This window comes from Pseudomonas sp. ICBG1301 (assembly GCF_016918385.1).
Taxonomy (GTDB): Bacteria; Pseudomonadota; Gammaproteobacteria; order Pseudomonadales; family Pseudomonadaceae; genus Aquipseudomonas; species Aquipseudomonas palleroniana.
On record NZ_JAEKGB010000002.1, the window covers coordinates 494,078 to 515,300 of the forward strand.

The 21,223-nt window shown below is 60.8% G+C and carries 20 protein-coding genes and 1 pseudogene; 15 read left to right on the top strand and 6 right to left on the bottom strand.

Annotation, left to right across the window (positions count from 1 at the left end):
* Positions 1–19: 19 nt before the first annotated feature.
* Positions 20–1,033: a GlxA family transcriptional regulator gene (locus JBE38_RS06075; protein ID WP_446731242.1), complete on the bottom strand. Its 1,014-nt coding sequence runs from the start codon at positions 1,031–1,033 to the stop codon at positions 20–22.
* A 40-nt stretch (positions 1,034–1,073) separates the two neighbouring features.
* Here JBE38_RS06075 and JBE38_RS06080 point away from each other — a divergent pair, with 40 nt between their 5' ends.
* A complete protein-coding gene (locus JBE38_RS06080; RefSeq protein WP_205343865.1) occupies positions 1,074–1,547 on the top strand; it encodes a tautomerase family protein in 474 nt (157 codons plus the stop codon).
* Positions 1,548–1,604: 57 nt separating this feature from the next.
* On the opposite strand, the gene JBE38_RS27945 is transcribed toward JBE38_RS06080, so the two are convergent.
* Positions 1,605–2,468 (bottom strand): methyl-accepting chemotaxis protein, encoded by an 864-nt coding sequence (locus JBE38_RS27945; RefSeq protein ID WP_412046151.1) that lies wholly within the window; start codon positions 2,466–2,468, stop codon positions 1,605–1,607.
* Positions 2,463–3,218, bottom strand: a pseudogene (locus tag JBE38_RS27950) (HAMP domain-containing protein); the annotation flags it as partial. The gene JBE38_RS27945 and the pseudogene JBE38_RS27950, both read right to left, overlap by 6 nt.
* Before the next feature lie 136 nt (positions 3,219–3,354).
* Between JBE38_RS27950 and JBE38_RS06090 the strand changes: the two are divergent.
* Both JBE38_RS06090 and JBE38_RS06095 read left to right on the top strand, forming a co-directional pair.
* Entirely contained in the window at positions 3,355–4,557 is a 1,203-nt protein-coding gene (locus tag JBE38_RS06090; RefSeq protein WP_205343866.1) for a multidrug effflux MFS transporter, read from the top strand.
* Positions 4,558–4,667: 110 nt separating this feature from the next.
* Positions 4,668–4,931, top strand: coding sequence for a DUF2790 domain-containing protein (locus JBE38_RS06095; RefSeq protein ID WP_205343867.1), 264 nt, complete (start codon positions 4,668–4,670; stop codon positions 4,929–4,931).
* Between the two features lie 24 nt (positions 4,932–4,955).
* Here the strand turns inward: JBE38_RS06095 and JBE38_RS06100 are convergent, their stop codons facing one another.
* Positions 4,956–5,870, bottom strand: a complete 915-nt coding sequence (locus tag JBE38_RS06100) for a site-specific integrase (protein WP_060753021.1) — start codon at positions 5,868–5,870, stop codon at positions 4,956–4,958.
* Between the two features lie 114 nt (positions 5,871–5,984).
* On the bottom strand, positions 5,985–6,800 hold the full coding sequence (locus tag JBE38_RS06105) for a M949_RS01915 family surface polysaccharide biosynthesis protein (RefSeq protein ID WP_205343868.1): 816 nt from the start codon (positions 6,798–6,800) through the stop codon (positions 5,985–5,987).
* Between the two features lie 440 nt (positions 6,801–7,240).
* Here JBE38_RS06105 and arnC point away from each other — a divergent pair, with 440 nt between their 5' ends.
* From arnC to JBE38_RS06165, 12 genes are all read left to right on the top strand, one after another.
* Positions 7,241–8,275: an undecaprenyl-phosphate 4-deoxy-4-formamido-L-arabinose transferase gene (gene arnC / locus JBE38_RS06110; protein ID WP_060753019.1), complete on the top strand. Its 1,035-nt coding sequence runs from the start codon at positions 7,241–7,243 to the stop codon at positions 8,273–8,275.
* Positions 8,272–10,263: a bifunctional UDP-4-amino-4-deoxy-L-arabinose formyltransferase/UDP-glucuronic acid oxidase ArnA gene (arnA, locus tag JBE38_RS06115; RefSeq protein ID WP_090371041.1), complete on the top strand. Its 1,992-nt coding sequence runs from the start codon at positions 8,272–8,274 to the stop codon at positions 10,261–10,263. Before arnC ends, arnA begins: the two co-directional genes overlap by 4 nt.
* Positions 10,263–11,147, top strand: coding sequence for a 4-deoxy-4-formamido-L-arabinose-phosphoundecaprenol deformylase (gene arnD / locus JBE38_RS06120; protein WP_090371039.1), 885 nt, complete (start codon positions 10,263–10,265; stop codon positions 11,145–11,147). Before arnA ends, arnD begins: the two co-directional genes overlap by 1 nt.
* Positions 11,144–12,799: a lipid IV(A) 4-amino-4-deoxy-L-arabinosyltransferase gene (gene arnT / locus JBE38_RS06125; RefSeq protein WP_205343869.1), complete on the top strand. Its 1,656-nt coding sequence runs from the start codon at positions 11,144–11,146 to the stop codon at positions 12,797–12,799. The genes arnD and arnT overlap by 4 nt, the downstream gene beginning before the upstream one ends.
* The gene (gene arnE, locus JBE38_RS06130; RefSeq protein WP_090371035.1) at positions 12,796–13,143 is read left to right on the top strand and encodes a 4-amino-4-deoxy-L-arabinose-phosphoundecaprenol flippase subunit ArnE; all 348 of its coding nucleotides are present in this window, start codon (positions 12,796–12,798) and stop codon (positions 13,141–13,143) included. Before arnT ends, arnE begins: the two co-directional genes overlap by 4 nt.
* Positions 13,140–13,553, top strand: coding sequence for a 4-amino-4-deoxy-L-arabinose-phosphoundecaprenol flippase subunit ArnF (gene arnF / locus JBE38_RS06135; RefSeq protein ID WP_060753014.1), 414 nt, complete (start codon positions 13,140–13,142; stop codon positions 13,551–13,553). Before arnE ends, arnF begins: the two co-directional genes overlap by 4 nt.
* On the top strand, positions 13,550–14,929 hold the full coding sequence (locus JBE38_RS06140; protein ID WP_205343870.1) for a UDP-glucose dehydrogenase family protein: 1,380 nt from the start codon (positions 13,550–13,552) through the stop codon (positions 14,927–14,929). Before arnF ends, JBE38_RS06140 begins: the two co-directional genes overlap by 4 nt.
* A gap of 3 nt (positions 14,930–14,932) precedes the next feature.
* Positions 14,933–16,555 (top strand): ArnT family glycosyltransferase, encoded by a 1,623-nt coding sequence (locus JBE38_RS06145; protein WP_090371029.1) that lies wholly within the window; start codon positions 14,933–14,935, stop codon positions 16,553–16,555.
* Positions 16,556–16,833: 278 nt separating this feature from the next.
* Positions 16,834–17,058, top strand: a complete 225-nt coding sequence (locus JBE38_RS06150; protein ID WP_413037837.1) for a type VI secretion system contractile sheath small subunit — start codon at positions 16,834–16,836, stop codon at positions 17,056–17,058.
* A 164-nt stretch (positions 17,059–17,222) separates the two neighbouring features.
* Positions 17,223–17,933: an HPP family protein gene (locus JBE38_RS06155; protein WP_205343871.1), complete on the top strand. Its 711-nt coding sequence runs from the start codon at positions 17,223–17,225 to the stop codon at positions 17,931–17,933.
* A gap of 131 nt (positions 17,934–18,064) precedes the next feature.
* The gene (locus JBE38_RS06160; protein WP_205343872.1) at positions 18,065–19,168 is read left to right on the top strand and encodes an enoyl-CoA hydratase/isomerase family protein; all 1,104 of its coding nucleotides are present in this window, start codon (positions 18,065–18,067) and stop codon (positions 19,166–19,168) included.
* Positions 19,169–19,171: 3 nt separating this feature from the next.
* Positions 19,172–20,323 (top strand): acyl-CoA dehydrogenase family protein, encoded by a 1,152-nt coding sequence (locus tag JBE38_RS06165; protein ID WP_060753009.1) that lies wholly within the window; start codon positions 19,172–19,174, stop codon positions 20,321–20,323.
* A gap of 115 nt (positions 20,324–20,438) precedes the next feature.
* On the opposite strand, the gene JBE38_RS06170 is transcribed toward JBE38_RS06165, so the two are convergent.
* Positions 20,439–21,212, bottom strand: coding sequence for an enoyl-CoA hydratase (locus JBE38_RS06170; protein WP_205343873.1), 774 nt, complete (start codon positions 21,210–21,212; stop codon positions 20,439–20,441).
* Between the last annotated feature and the right edge of the window lie 11 nt (positions 21,213–21,223).

A 21,223-nucleotide genomic window follows, 5' to 3' on the forward strand; every position in this document is an offset into this window, starting at 1 on the left:
AGCCGTTGCCCAAAGCGGCCTACCTCAGTTGCCTCGGAGTGGCATTCAGGTATTTCTTCAAGAGGCGGCGCAAAGCGGTTGGGTCGCTGAACCCCACTTGCCCGGCCACAGACTCCACCGAACAGCGACTACTCTCCAGGAGCGCTCGCGCCCTATTCAACTGGACCGTTCGAATCAAGTGCAACGGCCCCCGTCCTGTCGCCTTGGATACTTGCCTGGAGAGCGTTCGTGTGCTCATTCGCATCGTTTGTGCCAGAGCATCCACACTCATCGGAGTTGGCAGCGACGCCTCGATATGAGCGATCAACTCAGCAACCAGTTCACCTTGGGCCATCAACGCCGGCACCATAAAGGGTGATTGCAGTTGGCGCTGATTTAAAAGAAAAGCCTTGGCCACCGCCGCGACCAGTTCCGGCCCGAAACGTTGGCCGATCAAGTGCATCAATAAATCGGTGTGCCCCAACGCGGCACCCGCAGTCACCAGCGGGGCGTCCTCAATCACCATCCGATCCGGGTCGACATTGCAGCGACCTGCAACCCGTTGGCGCAATGTGGCGGCCAGCCACCAGGTGGTCGTCAGCGTCTTGCCGTCTGTCAGCCCCGCTGCGTGCAAAAGAAATACGGCAGAACATGACGCTGCAACCGTCCCGCCAGCGGCCACATGCTGACTCAAGGCGGTCAGTATCGGCGCCATCTCGGGCTGCAATAAGCTCGACTTCAGCGCGACCGGATCATCAACATCCAATCCAGGCAGAATCCAACAGGCTCGCCCATCAGACGGGAGTACCAAACGCTGCGTGAGCAGGCTCAGACCTGCCCCTAATGAAACGCGCCCTCCTTCCGTCGAGCAGACCATCCAGCGTGGCGCCGGCAGACCCAACCGGGGTGCCAACTTTGCGGCAGTGGAAAGTATGTCCAGGGTCAAGGTGACACTGGAGGCAAACGCGCCAGGGGGGACAACAACAATAAAATCGTGCATTGGCCGATTCTGCACGAAAGATGTCTGATCGGCCAATTTCATCTCAAGGTGCATAACGTTTCAATGGCGTCCCTCTCATCCGGAACATCTCTGTATGCCAAATATCACGATTAAGTTGCCCGCCAATGTGTTGAGTGCAAACACCCTTCAACAGCTTCTGGCCGCTGTTGACTGCGCAGCGGTAGAAGCCACCGGGCTCGGCAGTGACCCTCGTCAGCGGCTGCTGTCCTGGGTCATGCTTGATGAGGTGCCTGCTGCACACTGGCTATGCGGCGGCCAGAGCAACTTTGACCAAGTTGTGCCCTGCCACATACAGGTACTGGCTCCTGCCGGAGAATTGGATGCGGGACGCCGGGCTCACTACGCCGCAGCCCTGCATAAGGCAATTGCCGGCTGCCTGGGCGCGCGCGATCCTGTGCTGATGACATCCATCGTGATAAGTGACGTGATGGATGGAACCTGGGCCGCTAACGGCGATATCTGGCATCTGGCGGATTTCATCAGGGCGGCCGGGTATGCACGCCAGGAGGTTGTGGCAGACGCCGCCGGCACGCTGTTACCCAGCTGAGCAGGCAAGAAAACGCCCGGCGATGCCGGGCGTTTTCCTTGAAGAACCGGGCCTGCCTTACAGCTGAAACCGGTCCACCGACTGCGACAGCTTACCCGCCAGGCTCGACAACTCGTCTGTCGTCGAGGCGGTTTCACCGATGACCCGGCTGTTGTTTTGCGACATGCCGGCGATCATCTCCACCTGATGAGCAATTTCATTGCTGGCCAGGCTCTGTTCACTGATGGTGCGGGAAATATCCGTCACCAATTCAGTGGTGTTCAGCGTCGCCTGGAGGATCTCTCGGATCGCCCGCTCCACATCGGCGGTCACGGCCATGCCTTTATCCACCTGGGCAACACCCTCCTCCATGCTCATCACCGCTTCGCGGGTGCTTTGCTGGATTCGCCCGACCATGCTGGCGATTTCCTGGGTGGACGCGCTGGTGCGCCCGGCGAGGCTGCGCACTTCATCGGCGACCACCGCAAAACCACGCCCTTGCTCTCCCGCACGGGCGGCTTCAATGGCGGCGTTCAGGGCCAGCAGGTTGGTCTGGTCGGCAATGCCCTTGATCACTTGGATGATGCTGTAGATCGCTTCGGACTCTTTATCCAGCGTACGGATCACTTGCGCCGACTGCTGCGCAGAGCGCGCAATACCGTCCATGTCAGTCACCACCTGGTGAATCACCTGCCCGCCGTCCTTGGCCAGGCTTTGCGCCTGATTGGCCATGCTCAAGGCACGCTCGGAGTGCCGGGTGATTTCCTCGATGCTGGCGGTCATTTCACTCGCAGCGGCTGCCATGGTGCTGGCCGCGGAGCTTTGTTGCTGGCTGCTGTCGGCCACTTCATGGCAACCCTGGCTCAGTTGCTCGCTCATGCCGTTGACGCCGTGGGCGTTGCTGCGCACCACTTCGATCATGCCGCGCAAGTCGCGCTGCATGATCGCCAGACTCCGGATCAATGAGCTGGCTTCGTCCTTGCGCTGGGGCTCGACGATCGGTTCGCTCAGGTTGCCTTGAGCAATGCTTGCGGCAATGCGGCTGGCAGCGCGCAAGGGCGCCATGATACTCAACGCGACCCAGCGGCCCTGGGCCAATAACAGCAACAGGCTGGCGATCAGCACGACCGCCAGGGTGAGGTTGGCGTTATGGATGGTCTGCTGCGTGCCGACGCTGGTTTGCTGGGTGTTGGTTTCGATCTGCTCGCTCAGCGTCGCCATCTGATCTTCCAGCTGGCTGAAGATGCTATTGAAGGTCGCCAGTTCCCCGCGTGCGGCCTCGGGGTTGTCCAAGGCCAGCGCCACTATGCGCTCTCCTGCGCTGATATAGGTGTCCAGGGTGGGTTTGATTTTTTCCAGATTAACCCTGAGCGCATCGTCCAACGGCAACTTGAGGTTGTCGCTCAACACTTGCCGAAAGTGTTCGGCATGCTCTTTGATCGATGCATTGACTTCGGCCGCGGTGCTGGTGCTTTTCCCCAGGCCCACCAGCATGGCCGACAACACGTCGGCGCGCAGGGCGTCGTGCATCATGTCGGCTTCCATGTGGTTACGCAGCACCGTCATGCTCATCTCGTTGTCCTGCACGGCCGCGGCCATCCGGGTATTCCCCAGGTAACTGGCCAGGCTCATGATCAACGCAGTGAGCAGTCCGGTCGCAATCAATAGCACCAAGCGCAATTTGATCGTCATGCAGATATCCCCATACCCAACGGCTTTAACATCGCTAACCACGTTATCGGCAGCCTTTGTCGTCAGTGAAGACCAAGTTTGCGGATCTGCACGAATCCCTTAAGCTGACCGGCCTTTGCTTCGCCTGGAATTGCACATGTCCCGTAGTATTGCCCGCCTCGCCGTGTTGCTGGGGTTGATCACGGCCATCGGCCCGTTCGCTATCGACAGCTACCTGCCGGCGCTGCCGACACTGGGTGCCAGCCTGCATGCCTCGCCGGCGGCGGTGCAGATGAGCCTGACCGTATTCTTCGTCATCATCGGCGTGTGCCAGTTGTTCTACGGGCCGATCAGCGATGTATTCGGGCGCAAGCCGCCGATTTATGCAGGGCTGGCGATTTTTGCCGTGGCCAGTGTCGGCTGTGCGCTGGCCCCCACTATCGAAGTGCTGATTGGCTTTCGTGCGCTGCAAGCCTTTGGTGCGTGTGCCGGGATGGTGATTCCCCGGGCGATTGTGCGTGACCTGTATACCGGCCATGAAGCCGCGCGCCTGATGGCGTTGTTGATGCTGGTCATGAGTGTTTCGCCGATCCTGGCGCCACTGGCCGGCAGCCTGGTGATCTCGATCTGGAGTTGGCGCGAGGTATTTGCCGTGCTGGCCGTCGTGTCGGTGTTGTGCCTGGTGATGACGCGGCTGCAACTGCCCGAAACCCATCCGGCCGAACGCCGCCTGGGCAAGACGCTGGGCAATGCCATCGGCAGCTACGGGGCGTTATTGCGCGATCCGGTGTTCATCGGGTTGTCGTTGGTCAGTGGCTTTGGTCTGGCCACCTTCTTCGTGTTCATCGGCAGTGCACCGTTCGTGTACATCGAGTATTTCGGCCTGACACCCACCCAATTCAGCCTGTGCTTTGCGCTGAATGCCGCGTCGTTCTTTACCATGAGCCAACTCACTGCGCGCCTGAGTGCGCGTTATGGGCTGGCGCGGCTGATTCGCGGGTCAGTGATCGCCGTCGCCAGTGTGTTGGGTTTGCTCGCGGTAACCACGGCATGGAGCAGTCATCTGGCCGTGATGATGAGCCTGCTGTTTATCGGCTTCGGTTTCCTCGGCCTGCTGTTGCCGGCGGCCGGCGTCCTGTCCCTTGAGGATCATGGCGCGGTAGCGGGCTCCGCGTCAGCCCTGCTGGGCGCCATCCAGATGATCACCGGGGCGGTGTGCATGGCCCTGGTCGGTGTGTTTGCCGATCACACGCCTGCGCCGATGTTGGTGGGCATCGCACTGTGCGCGCTGGCTGCGCTGCTCGTCACCCTGTGGACCTTGCGCCGTCTGCCGCCGCACCTGGTGACTGCGCGGTCCTGACATCGTTTTCACTGATAACCGCTATTGGCCGGAATCCGTTCAGCCCCTGCGGCCGGGCTTTATAGAATGGCAACCTCGTCAAACCACTCCCGCTGGGGTTGGAGGTCGCCATGCGTTACTTGCTGATTGCCGTGCTGAGCCTGTTCAGCACCCTCGCCGCCGCCCAGGGTGACCCCGGCCCGGGCGTCAATACGCCGGTCAACCAGGCCGACGATTACGCGCAAGACCTGGATATCGCCAAGGCCGTGCGCAGCACCCGCGCAGCGGCTACGCCCTGCGGGCCGGTCAAGGGGCATGTGATCTACGTCGATAGCCAGGGTGTGCGCCATGAACTGGACTACATCCGTGTCGGTGACGCCTGCCCCCATAGCTGAGCTCTTCTACAGATCTGAGCTCATCTACAGATCGAAACGATCCACCGCGCGCCGCCGCTCGTTGTCGTCGCGCACGTCATAACTGGCCGTGGTCTGGATATTGGTGTGGTGCGCCAGTTTCTGGGCGATCGACAGGTCATGTTCCTCAATCACACGGGTGATGAATGAACGCCTGAAATCATGGGGCATGATCTTCACGCCCACCTGCTCGCCGCGCTGACGGGCGATGTAATAGATCGCATGCTTGGTAATACGCTCCCGGGTGATATGGCTGCCCCGGCGGATGCGGTTGAATAAAAAGGTATCGTCCTCTTCCCCCTCTTTGAGTTGCTCGCGACGAAACGCCAGCCACGCCTGCAACTTGGCGAAGGCCCACTGTGGCGCGTACTTGAGGAGTTCTTTATGCCCCTTGCCGGTCACGCGCAAACTGCGTTCCTCGAAGTTGACCTGCGCCAGATCCAGGTTGACCGATTCCGACTTGCGCATGCCTGAGCCATACAGAATGCCGATGACGGCGGCGTCGCGCAGGCCCTGAGGGCGCGGGTCGGCGGCACAGACCTCCATGAGTTCGCGGATCAACGTGCGGCGCAGGTTGCGCCCCTGCCCCAGGCGCGTGCCGGAGGCGGCCTTGACCGAACGCATCTTGAGCAGATGGTCCTGGCTGATCAGGCTCATGCGCCAGGCTTCGTTCATCACGCCACGCACGGCGTTCACATACAGCGACGAGGTGTTCGGCGCATAGCCGTCCTCGCGCAAGGCTGCAATCAGGGCGATCACGTGTTCCGGTTGCAGCAGGTGCCAGTCGATCTCTTCGAGGTTGATGTCTTCGAAACCGAGGCGGTCGGCGGCATCCTGCAGCACGTAACGCATGGTCAATTGGCTGGAGGGCGCCAGGCGGGTGAGGTAGAGGGTCAGCGGGTTGCGGATAGTCTCAGTCAAAACAGTTTAGCCTTTGGATTAAATACACCTATCAACTCGTTGATTAATAGGTGTATTTAGTGAATTGGCGAAGGCCGAGTCTAACGCAGGACCGGCCCTGGCACAAAATCACGGCTATTGATCGTCCTCGACCGGGTCCGGGGACTGGGTCTGTGACTGGCTCCAATCCGCGTCCTGCGCCTGCATCAGGGCAAACCAATGCTGGCGCATGAACGCCAGGTAGCTGTCCGGTGCCTTGGCAAAGTCCTTCTCATCGCCATAACAGCCCGGCAGCGGCAGTTCGGTACCCTGCTCCTGGTACTGACTCACCAGCGCCTGTTGCGCAGCGACGCTGCAATCCTTGGGCAACGGCATGCCACGCAACGCACCGGCTTCCTCATCCCACCAGCTTGCGCCCACACGATCGACGCCGCGCAGGCGGTATTTCTGCGCTTTCCCCACATGCATGATCAGCTTGAATTCACGCGGGCTGACGTCGCTGGTGCAGGTGCGCGAGTAGCCGACCGTGGCCTGGGTGATGCCATCTCCCGCCAGGTCGGTGACTTTGGTGGCGGCCCGGTCAAAACGCAGCGCGGCATCGAACTCACAATGCTGTACATCGTCGTAGAGCATCCAGACGCGTTTGGGATGTTCGCCATCCAGCAAATACTGGGCGGCATAGACAAAAGCCGACTGGGTGCCATCGTCGTCCCGCTCGCTGACCTGCTCGGCGAGTACCAGCAGGTTCTTGCCCTGGCGGTCGGCCCAGGTGTAGGCCGCGACCTGCTTGCCGCGCACCTCGACGCCTTCCGGCACCTGGTCGATCGTGGTCAGCGTCACACCGTCGTCGGCATACACAGTTGTAGCACCGGCCACGCTGAGCAATAACCCCATCAACGACCCTATCAAGGCTGGCCGCAACTGGCCGCGAAAAAGCTGCACGCTGTTCATCCGAGTATCCAGGCAAGAGATGGCTTACTTTACCGGCACTTGAGCGCTAATGCAGAGAAGATTGTTGAATGTGGGGTTAAAATCGCCAGGTGACTGCGTAGGAAATCTATCCCTTGGCGCGTCAGCTACTTAGCTGAACCCTGGCTGTCTATTTGTGAAAAAAACGAGTTTTTCATATGCCTTTCATATTCGTTGCACATTTTTCCGCTTAACCTTGGGCGTATGACTTCAGAACGAACCGCGTTTTTCCCAACTAAGCTGTTGATCTTTCCTATATTTCGTCTTTACTCTGCTGGCCCATGGAAGAAACTCGCGACCGTCCCCAGGAATGTCAAATGAACGCCGCAACCCCACGCTACGTTTAATCTGCACGCTGTCCATCAGCCCGGATTACTGCTGTTTTCACGCTTCAATTGCTCTAGCCCCGAGGTCTTGAATCTTTGAAACCCTACCCTATTGATCTCGTGTCGATCGTTATCCCGGTCTACAACGAAGAAGACAGCCTGCCTGAATTGCTGCGTCGTACGACGGCAGCTTGCAAGCAACTGGCCTACAAATACGAAATCATCCTGGTGGATGACGGTAGCCGTGACAGTTCGGCCCAGTTGCTGGAAGACGCCGCCGCCGAAGACGGCAGCAACGTAGTGGCGGTGATCCTCAACCGCAACTACGGCCAGCATGCCGCGATCATGGCCGGTTTTGAGCAGTGCCGTGGCGACGTGGTGATTACCCTCGACGCCGACCTGCAGAACCCGCCGGAAGAAATCCCGCGCTTGGTGGAGCAGGCCGCCCTCGGCTACGACGTGGTTGCGACCGTGCGCAACAACCGCCAGGACTCGGCCTTCCGCCGCTGGCCTTCGCGCCTGATCAACCTGGCCGTGCAGCGCTCCACCGGCGTGGCCATGACCGACTACGGCTGCATGCTGCGCGCCTATCGCCGCACCATCGTCGACGCGATGCTGGCCTGCCGCGAACGCAGCACCTTCATCCCGATCCTGGCCAACGGCTTTGCCCGCCACACCACGGAAATCCTGGTGCACCACGCCGAGCGCGAGCACGGTGAGTCGAAATACAGCGCCATGCGCTTGATCAGCCTGATGTTCGACCTGCTGACCTGCATGACCACCACCCCGCTGCGCCTGCTGTCCATCGTCGGCTTCAGCCTGGCGGCACTGGGCATGCTGTTCGCCTTTGCATTGGTCTTCCTGCGCCTGGTCTTCGGCGCCGAATGGGCCGGCTCAGGCATGTTCGTGCTGTTTGCCGTGCTGTTCGTGTTCACCGGCGGTCAATTCATCGGCATGGGCCTCTTGGGTGAGTACCTGGGTCGCATGTACAGTGACGTGCGTGCCCGTCCACGCTTCTTTATCGAAAAGGTGTTGCGCAACCAGCCCGCAGCACCGGCTCCGGTCGTCGTGGTCGACGGCCTGGCAACTTCTCACACTTCCACTTCTCCTTCCGATCAGGTTTCGTCATGAATTCAAAAGCTGTTGTCTTTGCTTATCACGATATTGGCTGTGCAGGCATTGAAGCCCTGCTGGCCGCCGGCTACGACATTGCTGCCGTGTTCACCCATGCCGACGATCCCAAGGAAAACAACTTCTACGGTTCCGTCGCCCAGCTCTGCGCGCGCAATGGCATCCCGGTACATGCGCCGGAAGACGCCAACCACCCGCTGTGGATCGAGCGCATTGCCAAGCTGAACCCGGATTTCATCTTTTCCTTCTACTACCGCAACCTGCTGAGCGAAGCCCTGCTGGCCACCGCCAAAAAAGGTGCGTTCAACCTGCACGGCTCCCTGCTGCCTAAATATCGTGGCCGCGCTCCGGCGAACTGGGTGCTGGTAAACGGCGAAACCGAAACCGGCGTGACCCTGCACCGCATGGTCAAGCGCGCCGATGCCGGCGCGATCCTGGCCCAGCAGAAAGTCATCATCGACCGCACAGATACTGGCCTGACCCTGCACGCCAAGCTGCGTGACGCCGCTACCAACCTGCTGCGTGATGCGCTGCCGCAACTGGCTCAAGGCAAGCTGGCTGAAACCGCCCAGGACGAAAGCCAAGCCACCTACTTCGGCCGCCGTACCGCCGCCGATGGCAAGCTGGACTGGAAAAAACCGGCTGAAGAGCTGTTCAACCTGGTTCGCGCCGTCACTCAACCTTACCCGGGTGCTTTCTGCGCCGTGGGCGAGCACAAACTGATCGTTTGGCAGGCCGAAGTGCTCAAGGGCAACGAAGGCCTGGCGCCGGGCCGCGTGATCAGCGTCAACCCGCTGCGTATCGCCTGCGGTGAAGACTCCCTGGTGGTCAAGTTCGGTCAGCGTAACGCCGACGGCTTGTTCCTGGCCGGCCCGGCACTGGCGGATGCGCTGGGTCTGGTGGATGGTTCGGTACTGCGCGGCGCCGAGTCCGGCCGCAAGCCACGTCGTACCCGTGTCCTGATCCTGGGTGTGAACGGTTTCATCGGTAACCACCTGTCCGAGCGCCTGCTGCGTGACGACCGTTACGAAATCTACGGCCTGGACATCGGCTCCGACGCCATCGAGCGCCTGCGCAGCCACCCGAACTTCCACTACGTGGAAGGCGATATCAGCATCCACACCGAGTGGATCGAGTACCACATCAAGAAGTGCGACGTGGTCTTGCCGCTGGTGGCCATCGCCACGCCAATCGAATACACCCGCAACCCGCTGCGCGTATTCGAACTGGACTTCGAAGAGAACCTGAAACTGGTTCGCTACTGCGTCAAGTACAACAAGCGCGTGATCTTCCCGTCGACCTCCGAAGTCTATGGCATGTGCCAGGACCAGTACTTCGACGAAGACACCTCCAACCTGGTGGTGGGCCCTGTCAACAAGCAGCGCTGGATCTACTCGGTTTCCAAGCAACTGCTGGACCGCGTGATCTGGGCCTACGGCGACAAAGGCCTGAAATTCACCCTGTTCCGTCCGTTCAACTGGATGGGCCCGCGCCTGGACCGTCTGGATTCGGCCCGTATCGGCAGCTCCCGTGCCATCACCCAGCTGATCCTGAACCTGGTGGAAGGTACTCCAATCCGTCTGTTCGACGGTGGCGAGCAGAAGCGTTGCTTCACTGACATCGCCGACGGTATCGAAGCCTTGGCACGCATCATTGATAACGAAAACGGTGTGTGCGACGGCCAGATCGTCAACATCGGCAACCCGGAAAACGAAGCCAGCATCCGTCAGTTGGGCGAAGAGCTGCTGCGTCAGTTCGAAGCTCACCCGCTGCGCAGCAACTTCCCTCCGTTCGCCGGTTTCCGCGACGTAGAGAGCAAGGCGTTCTACGGCACTGGTTACCAGGACGTGGCACACCGCAAGCCAAGCATCGAAAACGCCAAGCGCCTGCTGAACTGGGAGCCGACCGTAGAGATGAGCGAAACCATCGGTAACACCCTGGACTTCTTCCTGAAAGAAGCCATGCTCGAAATCGCGGACAAGAAGTAATGCAGGCAGGTCTTCGCATCGACGTCGACACCTACCGTGGCACCCGTGAAGGTGTGCCGCGGCTGCTCGAGTCCCTGGATGAAGCCGGGATAAAAGCGACGTTCTTCTTCAGCGTTGGGCCGGACAACATGGGGCGCCACTTGTGGCGCCTCATCCGTCCGCAATTCCTGTGGAAGATGCTGCGTTCCAATGCGGCCGGGCTGTACGGCTGGGATATCTTGCTCGCCGGCACCGCCTGGCCGGGCAAGCCGATCGGGCGTGACCTGGGGCACTTGATGCGCCAGGCCAAGGCCGCCGGCCATGAAGTCGGCCTGCACGCGTGGGATCACCACGGCTGGCAGGCCAACACCGGGCGTTGGAGCGATGCACAGCTGGTCGAACAGATCCGCCGTGGCGTCGATACCCTGAGTGACATCCTGGGCGAGCGCGTCGATTGTTCAGCGGCCGCCGGCTGGCGTGCCGATGAACGCGTGGTGCAGGCCAAACAAGCTTTCAATTTCCGCTACAACAGTGATTGCCGGGGCACCAGCCTGTTTCGACCGACGTTGGCCGATGGCAGCGCGGGCACCCCACAAATTCCGGTAGACCTGCCGACCTTCGACGAAGTCGTCGGGCCGGTAGTGGCTGCCAAAGAGTTCAACAACTTCATTCTCGACAGGTTTTCCTCGTCGAAACTGAACGTCTACACGATCCACGCAGAAGTAGAAGGGATTCTGATGGCTGATGATTTCCGCCAGTTGCTCGCCCAAGCCGGGCAGCGCGGCATCGACTTCAAACCCCTGGGTGACCTGTTGCCCGCGGATGTGACCACCCTGCCCCAGCAACAACTGGTGCGTGGTGCGTTGAGCGGCCGAGAAGGCTGGCTCGGAGTGCAGCAGGCATGATCCGGCGCTGGGCATTGCCCCTGCTCCTGTTGGCGTTTGGCGTGTTTTACCTGTTACCGCTGGCCACTCACGGCCTGTGGATTCCCGATGAAACCCGCTATGCGCAGATCAGCCAGGAAATGTTGCTGACCGGCAAATGGGCCTCGCCGCATTTCATGGGCATTCGCTACTTCGAAAAACCCGCCGCCGGTTACTGGATGATCGCGCTGGGCCAGGCGATTTTCGGACAGAACCTGTTCGGCGTGCGCTTTGCCTCGGCCTTGAGCACCGGGCTGAGCATCATGCTGGTGTATCTGGTCTCTCGCCGGCTGTGGAACGACCCGCAAAAAAGCCTGATCAGCAGCGTGCTGTACATGAGCTTCGTCAGCGTGGCGCTGCTCGGCGGCTATGCCAACCTGGACCCGCAGTTCACCTTCTGGGTCAACCTGACAGGCGTTGCCCTCTGGTTCTGCTTCGACAGCACCACACGCCGTGGCCGTTTGTGGTCCTGGGCCCTGCTCGGTTTTGCCTGCGGCATGGGTTTCATGACCAAGGGTTTCCTGGCATGGCTGCTGCCGGTGCTGATCGCCCTGCCCTACGCCATCTGGCAAAAACGCCTGGGTGAACTGGTGGGTTACGGCATCGTCGCCGTGGTCGTGGCGATCGCCGTCAGCGTGCCGTGGGCCCTGGCCGTGCACCTGCAAGAGCCGGACTACTGGAACTTCTTTTTCTGGCACGAACACATCCAGCGGTTTGCCGGTGAAGATGCGCAGCATGCCGAACCCTTCTGGTACTACCTGCCGTTGATGGTGGCGTTCTCGCTGCCGTGGGTCGCCCTGCTGCCCTCTACCGTCAAACAGGCCTGGGTGGACAAGCGCCTGCCGAAAACCGCGTTCCTGTTGCTGTGGCTGCTGATGCCCCTGGCATTCTTCAGCCTGGCCAAGGGCAAGCTGCCGTCCTACATCATGCCGTGCCTGTTGCCGCTGGCCCTGCTGATGGGCTCGACCCTGAGCGACAAGCTCAGCCAGGGCAAGGCGCGTGCATTGCGCATCAATGGTGGGTTGAACCTGGTGATCGGCGTCCTCGCCTTGCTGGCGATCAGCTGGTTCCAGTTGAAGAAGCCGATCTACGAACCCGGGCAGGAAACCCTCAGCCTGGTGCTGGTGTTTACCTTCCTGTTCGGTTGGATCGTCGCCAACCTGCTGCAAGCTGCACGGCCGTTGACGCTGTGGGCGGCGCCCGTCGTCGGCAGTTGGCTGCTGGTGGCCCTGGTCCCGGCCGCGTTGCCGCATTCAGTGGTGTATAACAAGACGCCGGACCAGTTCATCATCGATCACTTGCAGGAACTGCAACCAACCACCGCGTTGCTGAGCAATGACCTGGGCGCCGCGTCGGCCTTGTCCTGGCGCGTGGCACGCCCGGAAATCACCCTTTACAACACCGTGGGTGAAGTGAAGTACGGCCTGGCCTACCCGGACACGGCCTACCGCAAGATCGACCCCACCCAAGTCCAGCAATGGATGAGCGATGCGCGCAAGCAAGGCGCCGTGGGTGTGGTGATGCGGGTCAAGGGTGAAGACGAAGTCGCTGAAGTCGAGCTGCTGCCCAAAGACGGCAAGCGCTACGAGCAAGGCAACATCGTGATCATGATCTTCCCTCAGGTCACGCAATGATCACGCTGCTGCTATTGCTGAGCGCCTGCCTGCTCACGTGCATGGGCCAGGTCTCGCAAAAGTTTGCCGTCGAAAGCTGGCGCGACCAGCCGCAGGGCTGGGCACCGAAACTGCGTTCAGCATGGTTGTGGTCGGCGCTGTTTTGCCTGGGCCTGGGGCTGCTGGTGTGGCTGCTGGTGCTGCAACGCCTGGAGGTGGGTATTGCTTACCCCATGCTCAGCCTGAACTTCGTACTGGTTACGCTGATGGCGCACTTTGTCTTTCACGAACATATCGATGGCCGTCACTGGCTGGGTGTCGCCTTGGTCATCGCCGGCGTGGTGTTGCTGGGGCGCCAGGTATGAGCCGGGCGCGCGGTTTTGCCCTGGCCCTGGGCAGTGTCGGCCTGGTCAGCGCCGCCCAGTTGGGCATGCGCTGGAGCATGACACGCCTGCCGCTGCCCGCCGAATGGCTGACGGCCTTCAACCAGAATGCTATCGATCTTGGCGCCTTGGGCGTGGTGATCCTGGCGATCATTGCCTATGCGCTGTCGATGCTCTGTTGGCTGGGGGCACTCAAAGACCTGCCCCTGGGCCGCGCCTATTCGTTGCTCAGCATCAGCTATGCGCTGGTGTACCTGTTGGCCGCCAGCCTGCCGGTGTTCAACGAACATTTTTCGCTTTCAAAAACCCTGGGGGTGGCGCTGGTCATCCTCGGTGTACTGGTTATTAACTCTCGTCGTGCTAGCAGTATTAGTCCCAGGAATGCCCCATGAAAATCAGTGTATTTGGTAGTGGTTACGTCGGTCTGGTGCAAGCCACCGTGTTGGCCGAAGTCGGTCACGATGTCATCTGCATGGACGTTGACAAGAGCAAGGTCGAATCACTCCAGAAAGGTCACGTGACGATCTTTGAACCGGGCCTGGCGGCCATGGTCAAGGAAAACCTGGAAAGCGGACGCCTGCACTTTACCTATGATGAAAAGCTCGCCGTTGAACACGGTGAAGTGCTGTTTATCGCGGTAGGCACGCCTTCGGACGAAGACGGCTCCGCCGACTTGAAATACGTACTGTCGGTCGGTGATGCGGTGTCCCGCCACCGGGTGGAACCGGTGATCCTGGTGGAAAAGTCCACCGTTCCCGTCGGCACCGGTGACACGCTGCGTGCCCATATCGAGAAAAACCTGCAGGCTGCCGGCCGCCACCTGGCGTTCGATATCGTCTCCAACCCGGAATTCCTCAAGGAAGGTACGGCCGTTGCCGACTGCCGCCGCCCGGACCGCATCATCATCGGCTGCGAGCGCGAAGAAGTGCGTGAAGTGATGCGCGACCTGTACGCGCCGTTCAACCGCAACCACGACCGCATCATCTTCATGGACCTGCGCAGCGCCGAACTGACCAAGTACGCCGCCAACTGCATGTTGGCCACCAAAATCAGCTTCATCAACCAGATCGCCGAACTGGCCGAACACCTGGGTGCCGACATCGAAGCGGTGCGCCTGGGCATTGGTGCCGACTCGCGCATTGGTTACCACTTCATCTACCCGGGCTGCGGCTACGGCGGCTCGTGCTTCCCCAAAGATATGCGCGCCCTGATCCACAGCGCCAAGGAAGCCAACTGCTCCAGCGACCTGCTCGAAGCCGTGGAAGCCATCAACCAGCGCCAGAAGAGCAAGCTGTTCGAACGCATCAACGCTTTCTTCAAGGGTGAGCTGAAAGGCAAGACCTTCGCGTTGTGGGGCCTGGCGTTCAAGCCCAACACCGACGACATGCGCGACGCGCCAAGCCGCGTACTGATGGAAGCACTGTGGGCCGCCGGCGCCAATGTGCGTGCGTTCGACCCGGAAGCCATGCAGGAAACCCAGCGTATTTATGGCGACGAGCCACGCCTGGCCCTGCTGGGCACTCCGGAATCGGCCTTGAGCGGCGCCGACGCGCTGATCATCTGCACCGAGTGGCAGCAATTCAAGGCGCCGGACTTCGAACTGATCCAGCAGCGCCTGAAAAACCCGGTGATTTTCGACGGTCGCAACCTGTACGACGGTGAGCGCCTGGCGCGCAAAGGCTTCAAATACTTCCCGATGGGCCGGGGTGACTCCTGCGAATTGCCGATCCCCCAGCAAAACTGGACGCCACAGGCCAAGGAAGGCTGATACGTGAACAAAGCTCAGCCGCCCCTGCAGAATGCAACGATCCGTTATCAGTCGCTGGGGCTTGGGCTCCTGGCCCTGGTGCTGTTCATCGTCGGCAATTGGCACCAGGCGATCATCGGGTTTGACTCGCGCTTTGTGCTGTTTGCCCAGGAGATGCTGCGCCACGGGCCGAGCTTTTTCCCCACGACGTACGGCCAGCCCTATGCCGACTACCTGGCGACCTCGACCCTGCTGACCTGGCTGTTGTCCGTGCCGCTGGGCCAGGTCAACAGCTTCACCGCGTGGTTGCCGACGGCGGTCGCCTCGGCCGTTATCGTCATCCTGGTGTTTCGCCTGACAGCGCCCTACTCCCCGCGCTGGGGGGTGCTGAGCATCGCGATGTTGCTGCTCAGCAGTACGTTTATCAGCGAAACCCGTGCGGTTTCCCTGGACCAGATGCTCGCCGCGGTCGCACTGGCGGTGTTCTACCTGGGCTATGCGCATGATCATTTCGGCGCGGCGAAACGCCTGCATTGGCTGTTTCTGCTGCTGATTCTCGGCTTTGCCATCCGCGGGCCGATCGGCCTGGTGATCCCGACCGGCGTGCTGTGCAGCTATTACCTGATCAACCGCCAATGGCGGCAACTGTTCAGCTTTGGCTTGTTGGCACTGGCGCTGCTGGGCGCCTGTGTGGGGCTGCTGTTGCTGCTGGCCAAGCTCAGTGGCGGCGAAGTGTTCATGCAAGATGTCATTCGCATGCAGTTCCTCGGCCGTATGGATGGCACCGAAGGCTCCAGCGGTGTGCTGTATTACTTCACCAGTTCCATGGGCAACTACGCCTTGGCCTACCCGGTGGCGCTCCTGGTGTTGGTGGCCATCGCGGCCGGTGGCCGTCGCGCTCCGGACCCGGCGCTGAAACTGGTGCTGTACTGCGCGGCGGCAGGTTTGCTGGTGATGGTGGGGCTGTCGGTGCCTCAAGCCAAAAAAGCACGCTACATCCTGCCGATGTTGCCGATGGCCGCCATTATCGCTGCATACCCGTTTCAAGTGACTCAAGGGCGACTTTTCGCCTGGTTACGCGGTTTGATGCTGGGCATCTGGACGCTGTTGCCGACACTGTTAATCATTGGCCTGGTGGCTGCGCGCAAGCGTTACCCGGCGGAGCTGGAGAGCCTGGGCGCGATGTTTGCGCTGCTGGGCGTGCTCCAGGTGTTGGCACTACTAGCGTTGGCCAAGGCTCGTCTGCGAGCGTTCGGCCCGGCGCTGGCGGCGGTGTTGGCTATTTGGGCGACCTACATTGTGGTGGTCGAACCCTTGGAACGCTCGCTGTACGACACGCGGACCTTCAGCGTGGCGGTCAAGACCCGGATCTTGCAGCAACCCGCCCCGGTGGTACTGCATGGTCTGGGCAAAGACGCCAAAGCCATCAAGTTCATGGTCAACTTCGATTGCGACAAGGTGCCGTTGTTTACCCAGTCGCCTGCCGAACTGAACCTGATCCAGGCCCCAGCCTGGCTGGTGATGAGCCAGGCAGACTTCGAAAGTTTGACGGAGCCGCGCCTGCGTTCGATCACGCCGACCCTCACCGGGTCGTTCGACAAGAACCCCTATGTGCTGCTGCACCTGGAGAAAACGTCGACGCCTTAATGACGTTTCCATAGGCCCCGTAAGAAACAACGCCCACTCCATAACGAGTGGGCGTTTTTCATCATGCCCACCAAGAAAACACCTACGGTGCTTTGCGTAACGGCTGCGGCACCGTCCCTTCCGGCGGCTGGATCCCCTATGTAGACTCGCTTGCCAAGTGCGTTAACTATCTACCACCCCCGTCGTTCAGGCATATGGGTTGGAGCACCCTGCATAACAACAAGGACGCTGTAGGCCACCCAACAGACGGTTGGCTACTTCATTGAGAGGACAATGCCGTGCGAGAGAATCTACTGCCTATACCGGTGCCGAGGCTGGACCGATTGATGGAGCTGCGCGACGCGTTGGTGGCGTTGAAAGGACCGCTGGCCAATGACCTGGCGCTACGGGAGGGTCTGCAAAAGCGCTTGTTCAACGAGGAGACCTACTGCCGCGTGCTGGGTGACGCGAGTACCTCAGCGGCGCACAAAGTGGGTTTGATTCGATACGACGAGGGACTTTAACTGCATTTTTTCTGCACTCAACCCTCATTAATATGCATTGGCATCATTGCATCAAGCTGGGCAGACTGCACAGGTTCCTCCCCCAGATGTTGGAACGTTACAAAGGCTTTTCCGGGAAACCCGGCAGGCCTTTTTTTTCGCCCGCTGTTTACGGACCTTTTTAAATGCTCGCTCGTTGGTTACCTGCTGCAATCAATACCCGTCCCGCTGAATGGAGCCGTGCCGCCATCGGCATGGCCTTGGGCACCATGCTCAGTGTCTGGGTGTGCGCCCAGGTCTTCGGCATGGAAGTCGCCCTGCATCTGCTAGGCCCGCTGGGGGCCTCCGCCGTGCTGTTGTTTGCGGTGTCTTCGGGTGCGCTGGCCCAGCCATGGTCAATTATCGGCAGTTACTTGTGCGCCGCAGTCGTTGCGCTGCTGGTGGCCCGCGTATTGGGGCGTACGTTGGGCAGCGCCTGCCTTGCCGCAGGCATGACCGTTATCCTGATCTGCTGGCTGCGCTGCCTGCACCCGCCCGCCGGTGGCCTGGCGATGACCCTGGTTCTGGCCGACCCGGCCTCCATCGCCCTGGGCTGGCAGGCGTTGGCGCCGGTCATGCTCGGCGCGGGCGCACTGTTGACTGCGGCATTGGTCTACAACAACGCCACCCGTACGCGTTATCCCAAGGGGCTGGTCGAGTCCCCCATGGCGCCGGTGAGCAGCCCTGCCCGCGTTGTCGATCCGATGATCACTGCGGCTGACTTGAAACTGGCCTTGGCCGAAATGGAGCAGTTTTACGATGTGGAACCGAGCGAGCTTGAACAACTGATCCACGCGGCGCAGAGCCATGCACGCCGGCGCAGTATCGGTGAAGTCCTCGCCCATCGCGCGGTGTGAACGCCCCTGCATAAATGCAAAAACGACCTGCACGATTCCGGGTTGTACTGGGCAAATTTGCACTGGTACGATCGCGAGACAGTTCGCCCGCGAATGTCGTGATAAAGAACAATAAAAGCAGGGAGTTAGAGATGACTGCTCAGGTTTCATCCCAAGCATGCAGCGCCGAGGTCCTCCAGGATGAGGTATTGGCCGAAGTTCGCAACCATATCGGTCACCTTACGCTCAATCGCCCCGCAGGCTTGAACGCGATTACCCTCAACATGGTGCGGCGCCTGACGGCGCAGTTGCAGGCCTGGGCCGATGACCCGCAGGTGTTTGCCGTCGTACTGCGTGGGGCCGGCGAGAAAGCCTTCTGCGCCGGGGGCGATATCCGCTCGCTGTATGACAGCTTCAAGAACGGCGACACCCTGCACCAAGACTTCTTCGTCGAGGAATACGCCCTCGACCTGGCTGTTCACCACTACCGCAAACCCGTACTCGCGTTGATGGATGGCTTTGTTCTGGGCGGCGGCATGGGGCTGGTGCAAGGCGCGGATCTGCGCGTGGTCACCGAGCGCAGCCGTCTGGCGATGCCCGAAGTGGCCATCGGTTACTTCCCGGACGTGGGCGGTAGCTATTTCCTGTCGCGTATCCCCGGTGAACTGGGGATTTACCTCGGCGTCACCGGGGTCCAGATTCGGGCGGCCGACGCCCTGTATTGTGGCTTGGCCGACTGGCACCTCGACAGCGCCCATCTGGCCGAACTCGACCATAAGCTCGATCACCTGCAATGGCATGACTCCCCGCTCAAAGACCTGCAAGGCGTACTCGCCAGGCTCGCAGTGCAACAATTGCCCGACCCGCCCTTGGCGGCCTTGCGCCCCGCCATTGACCATTTCTTCGCGTTGCCGGACGTGCCCAGCATGGTCGAGCAACTGCAGGCCGTGACCGTCGCCAATAGCCGCGAGTGGGCACTGACCACGGCCAACCTGATGCAAACCCGTTCGCCCCTGGCCATGGCCGTCACCCTGCAGATGCTGCGCCGTGGCCGTCACCTGCCGCTGGAACAGTGCTTTGCGCTTGAGCTGCACCTGGACCGGCAGTGGTTCGAGCGAGGTGACCTGATCGAGGGCGTGCGCGCCCTGATCATCGATAAAGACAAGACGCCTCGCTGGAACCCGCCAACGCTCGACGACCTGGACAGCCGCCATGTCGAGAGCTTCTTCCACCACTTTGCGCAGGTTGCGAAATAAGCCATGCAAGATCTTGAATACACTGAAGAACAAGTAATGATCCGAGACATGGCGCGTGACTTTGCCCGGGGCGAAATCGCCCCTCACGCCCAGGCATGGGAGAAAGCCGGCTGGATCGACGACGCGCTCGTGGCGAAAATGGGCGAACTGGGCCTGCTGGGCATGGTAGTCCCGGAAGAATGGGGCGGCACCTATGTGGACTACGTCGCCTACGCCTTGGCGGTGGAGGAAATCTCCGCCGGCGATGGCGCTACGGGTGCACTGATGAGCATCCATAATTCAGTGGGTTGCGGGCCAATCCTCAACTTCGGTACACCAGCGCAAAAAGAAACCTGGCTGCCGGCCCTGGCCAGCGGCCAGGCGATTGGCTGCTTCTGCCTGACCGAACCCCAGGCCGGTTCCGAAGCCCATAACCTGCGCACCCGTGCCGAACTGCGGGACGGCCAATGGGTGATCAGCGGCGCCAAGCAGTTCGTCAGCAACGGCAAGCGCGCCCAGTTGGCCATTGTGTTTGCCGTCACCGACCCGGAGCTGGGCAAGAAAGGTATTTCTGCGTTCCTGGTGCCCACCGACACCGCCGGCTTTGTAGTCGACCGCACCGAACACAAGATGGGCATTCGCGCCTCGGACACCTGCGCCGTGACGCTCAACCAGTGCAGCGTGCCCGAGGCCAACCTGCTGGGTGAGCGCGGCAAGGGCCTGGCCATTGCCCTGTCCAACCTCGAAGGCGGGCGCATCGGCATTGCCGCTCAAGCCCTGGGCATCGCCCGTGCCGCGTTTGAGGCGGCGCTGGCCTACGCCCGCGATCGGGTGCAATTCAACCAGGCGATCATCGAGCACCAGAGCGTGGCCAACCTGTTGGCGGACATGCAGACCCAACTCAATGCCGCGCGCTTGCTGATCCTGCACGCTGCGCGTCTGCGCAGTGCCGGCAAGCCGTGCCTGTCGGAAGCTTCACAAGCCAAACTGTTCGCCTCGGAAATGGCCGAAAAGGTCTGCTCCTCGGCCATGCAGATACATGGCGGGTATGGCTACCTGGAAGATTACCCGGTGGAACGGTACTACCGGGATGCGCGGATCACGCAGATTTATGAAGGCACCAGTGAAATTCAGCGCATGGTCATTGCGCGAGAACTCAAGCACTACCCGTTCTGAATGACCACCGGGTAACGAAATGTGGGAGGGGGCTTGCTCCCGATTGCAGTGCATCAGTCACAGATATTTCGACTGAGACACTGCAATCGGGAGCAAGCCCCCTCCCACACGTTAGTTACTGGTCTTTGAACTCTGGAGTGCGTTTGCCGACGAATGCGGCCATGCCTTCCTTCTGATCCTGCGTCGCGAACGCCGCATGGAACACCCGGCGCTCGAAGCGCACGCCTTCGGACAGGCTCACTTCAAACGCACGATTCACACTTTCCTTGACCATCATGCTGATCGGTACGGATTTGCCGGCAATCAGCGTGGCGACTTTCAGTGCTTCGTCCAGCAGTTCATCGGCCGGCACGATACGCGCCACGATCCCGCAACGCTCCGCTTCCACCGCATCGATAAAGCGCCCGGTCAGGCACATTTCCATGGCCTTGGCCTTACCCACGGCCCGCGTCAGGCGCTGGGTGCCGCCCATGCCGGGCAGTACGCCGAGGTTGATTTCCGGCTGGCCGAACTTGGCGCTGTCACCAGCCAGGATAAAGTCGCACATCAATGCCAGCTCACAGCCCCCGCCGAGGGCGAAGCCGTTGACCGCAGCGATGATCGGCTTACGGCGGTTGGCCACGCGGTCACTGTCGCTGAACAGATCGTCCAGGTAGATCTGCGGGTAGGTCAGTTCGGCCATTTCCTTGATGTCGGCGCCGGCGGCAAAGGCTTTTTTCGAGCCGGTCAACACGATGCAACCGATCTGCGGGTCGGCTTCCAGGCGGTCCAGCGCGTGGTTCAGTTCACTGACCAGTTGCGCATTCAAGGCATTCAGGGCTTGCGGGCGATTGAGGGTAATCAGCCCGACGCGGCCCTGGATTTCGAGCAAGACGGTTTCGTAAGTCATGTATCGGCTCC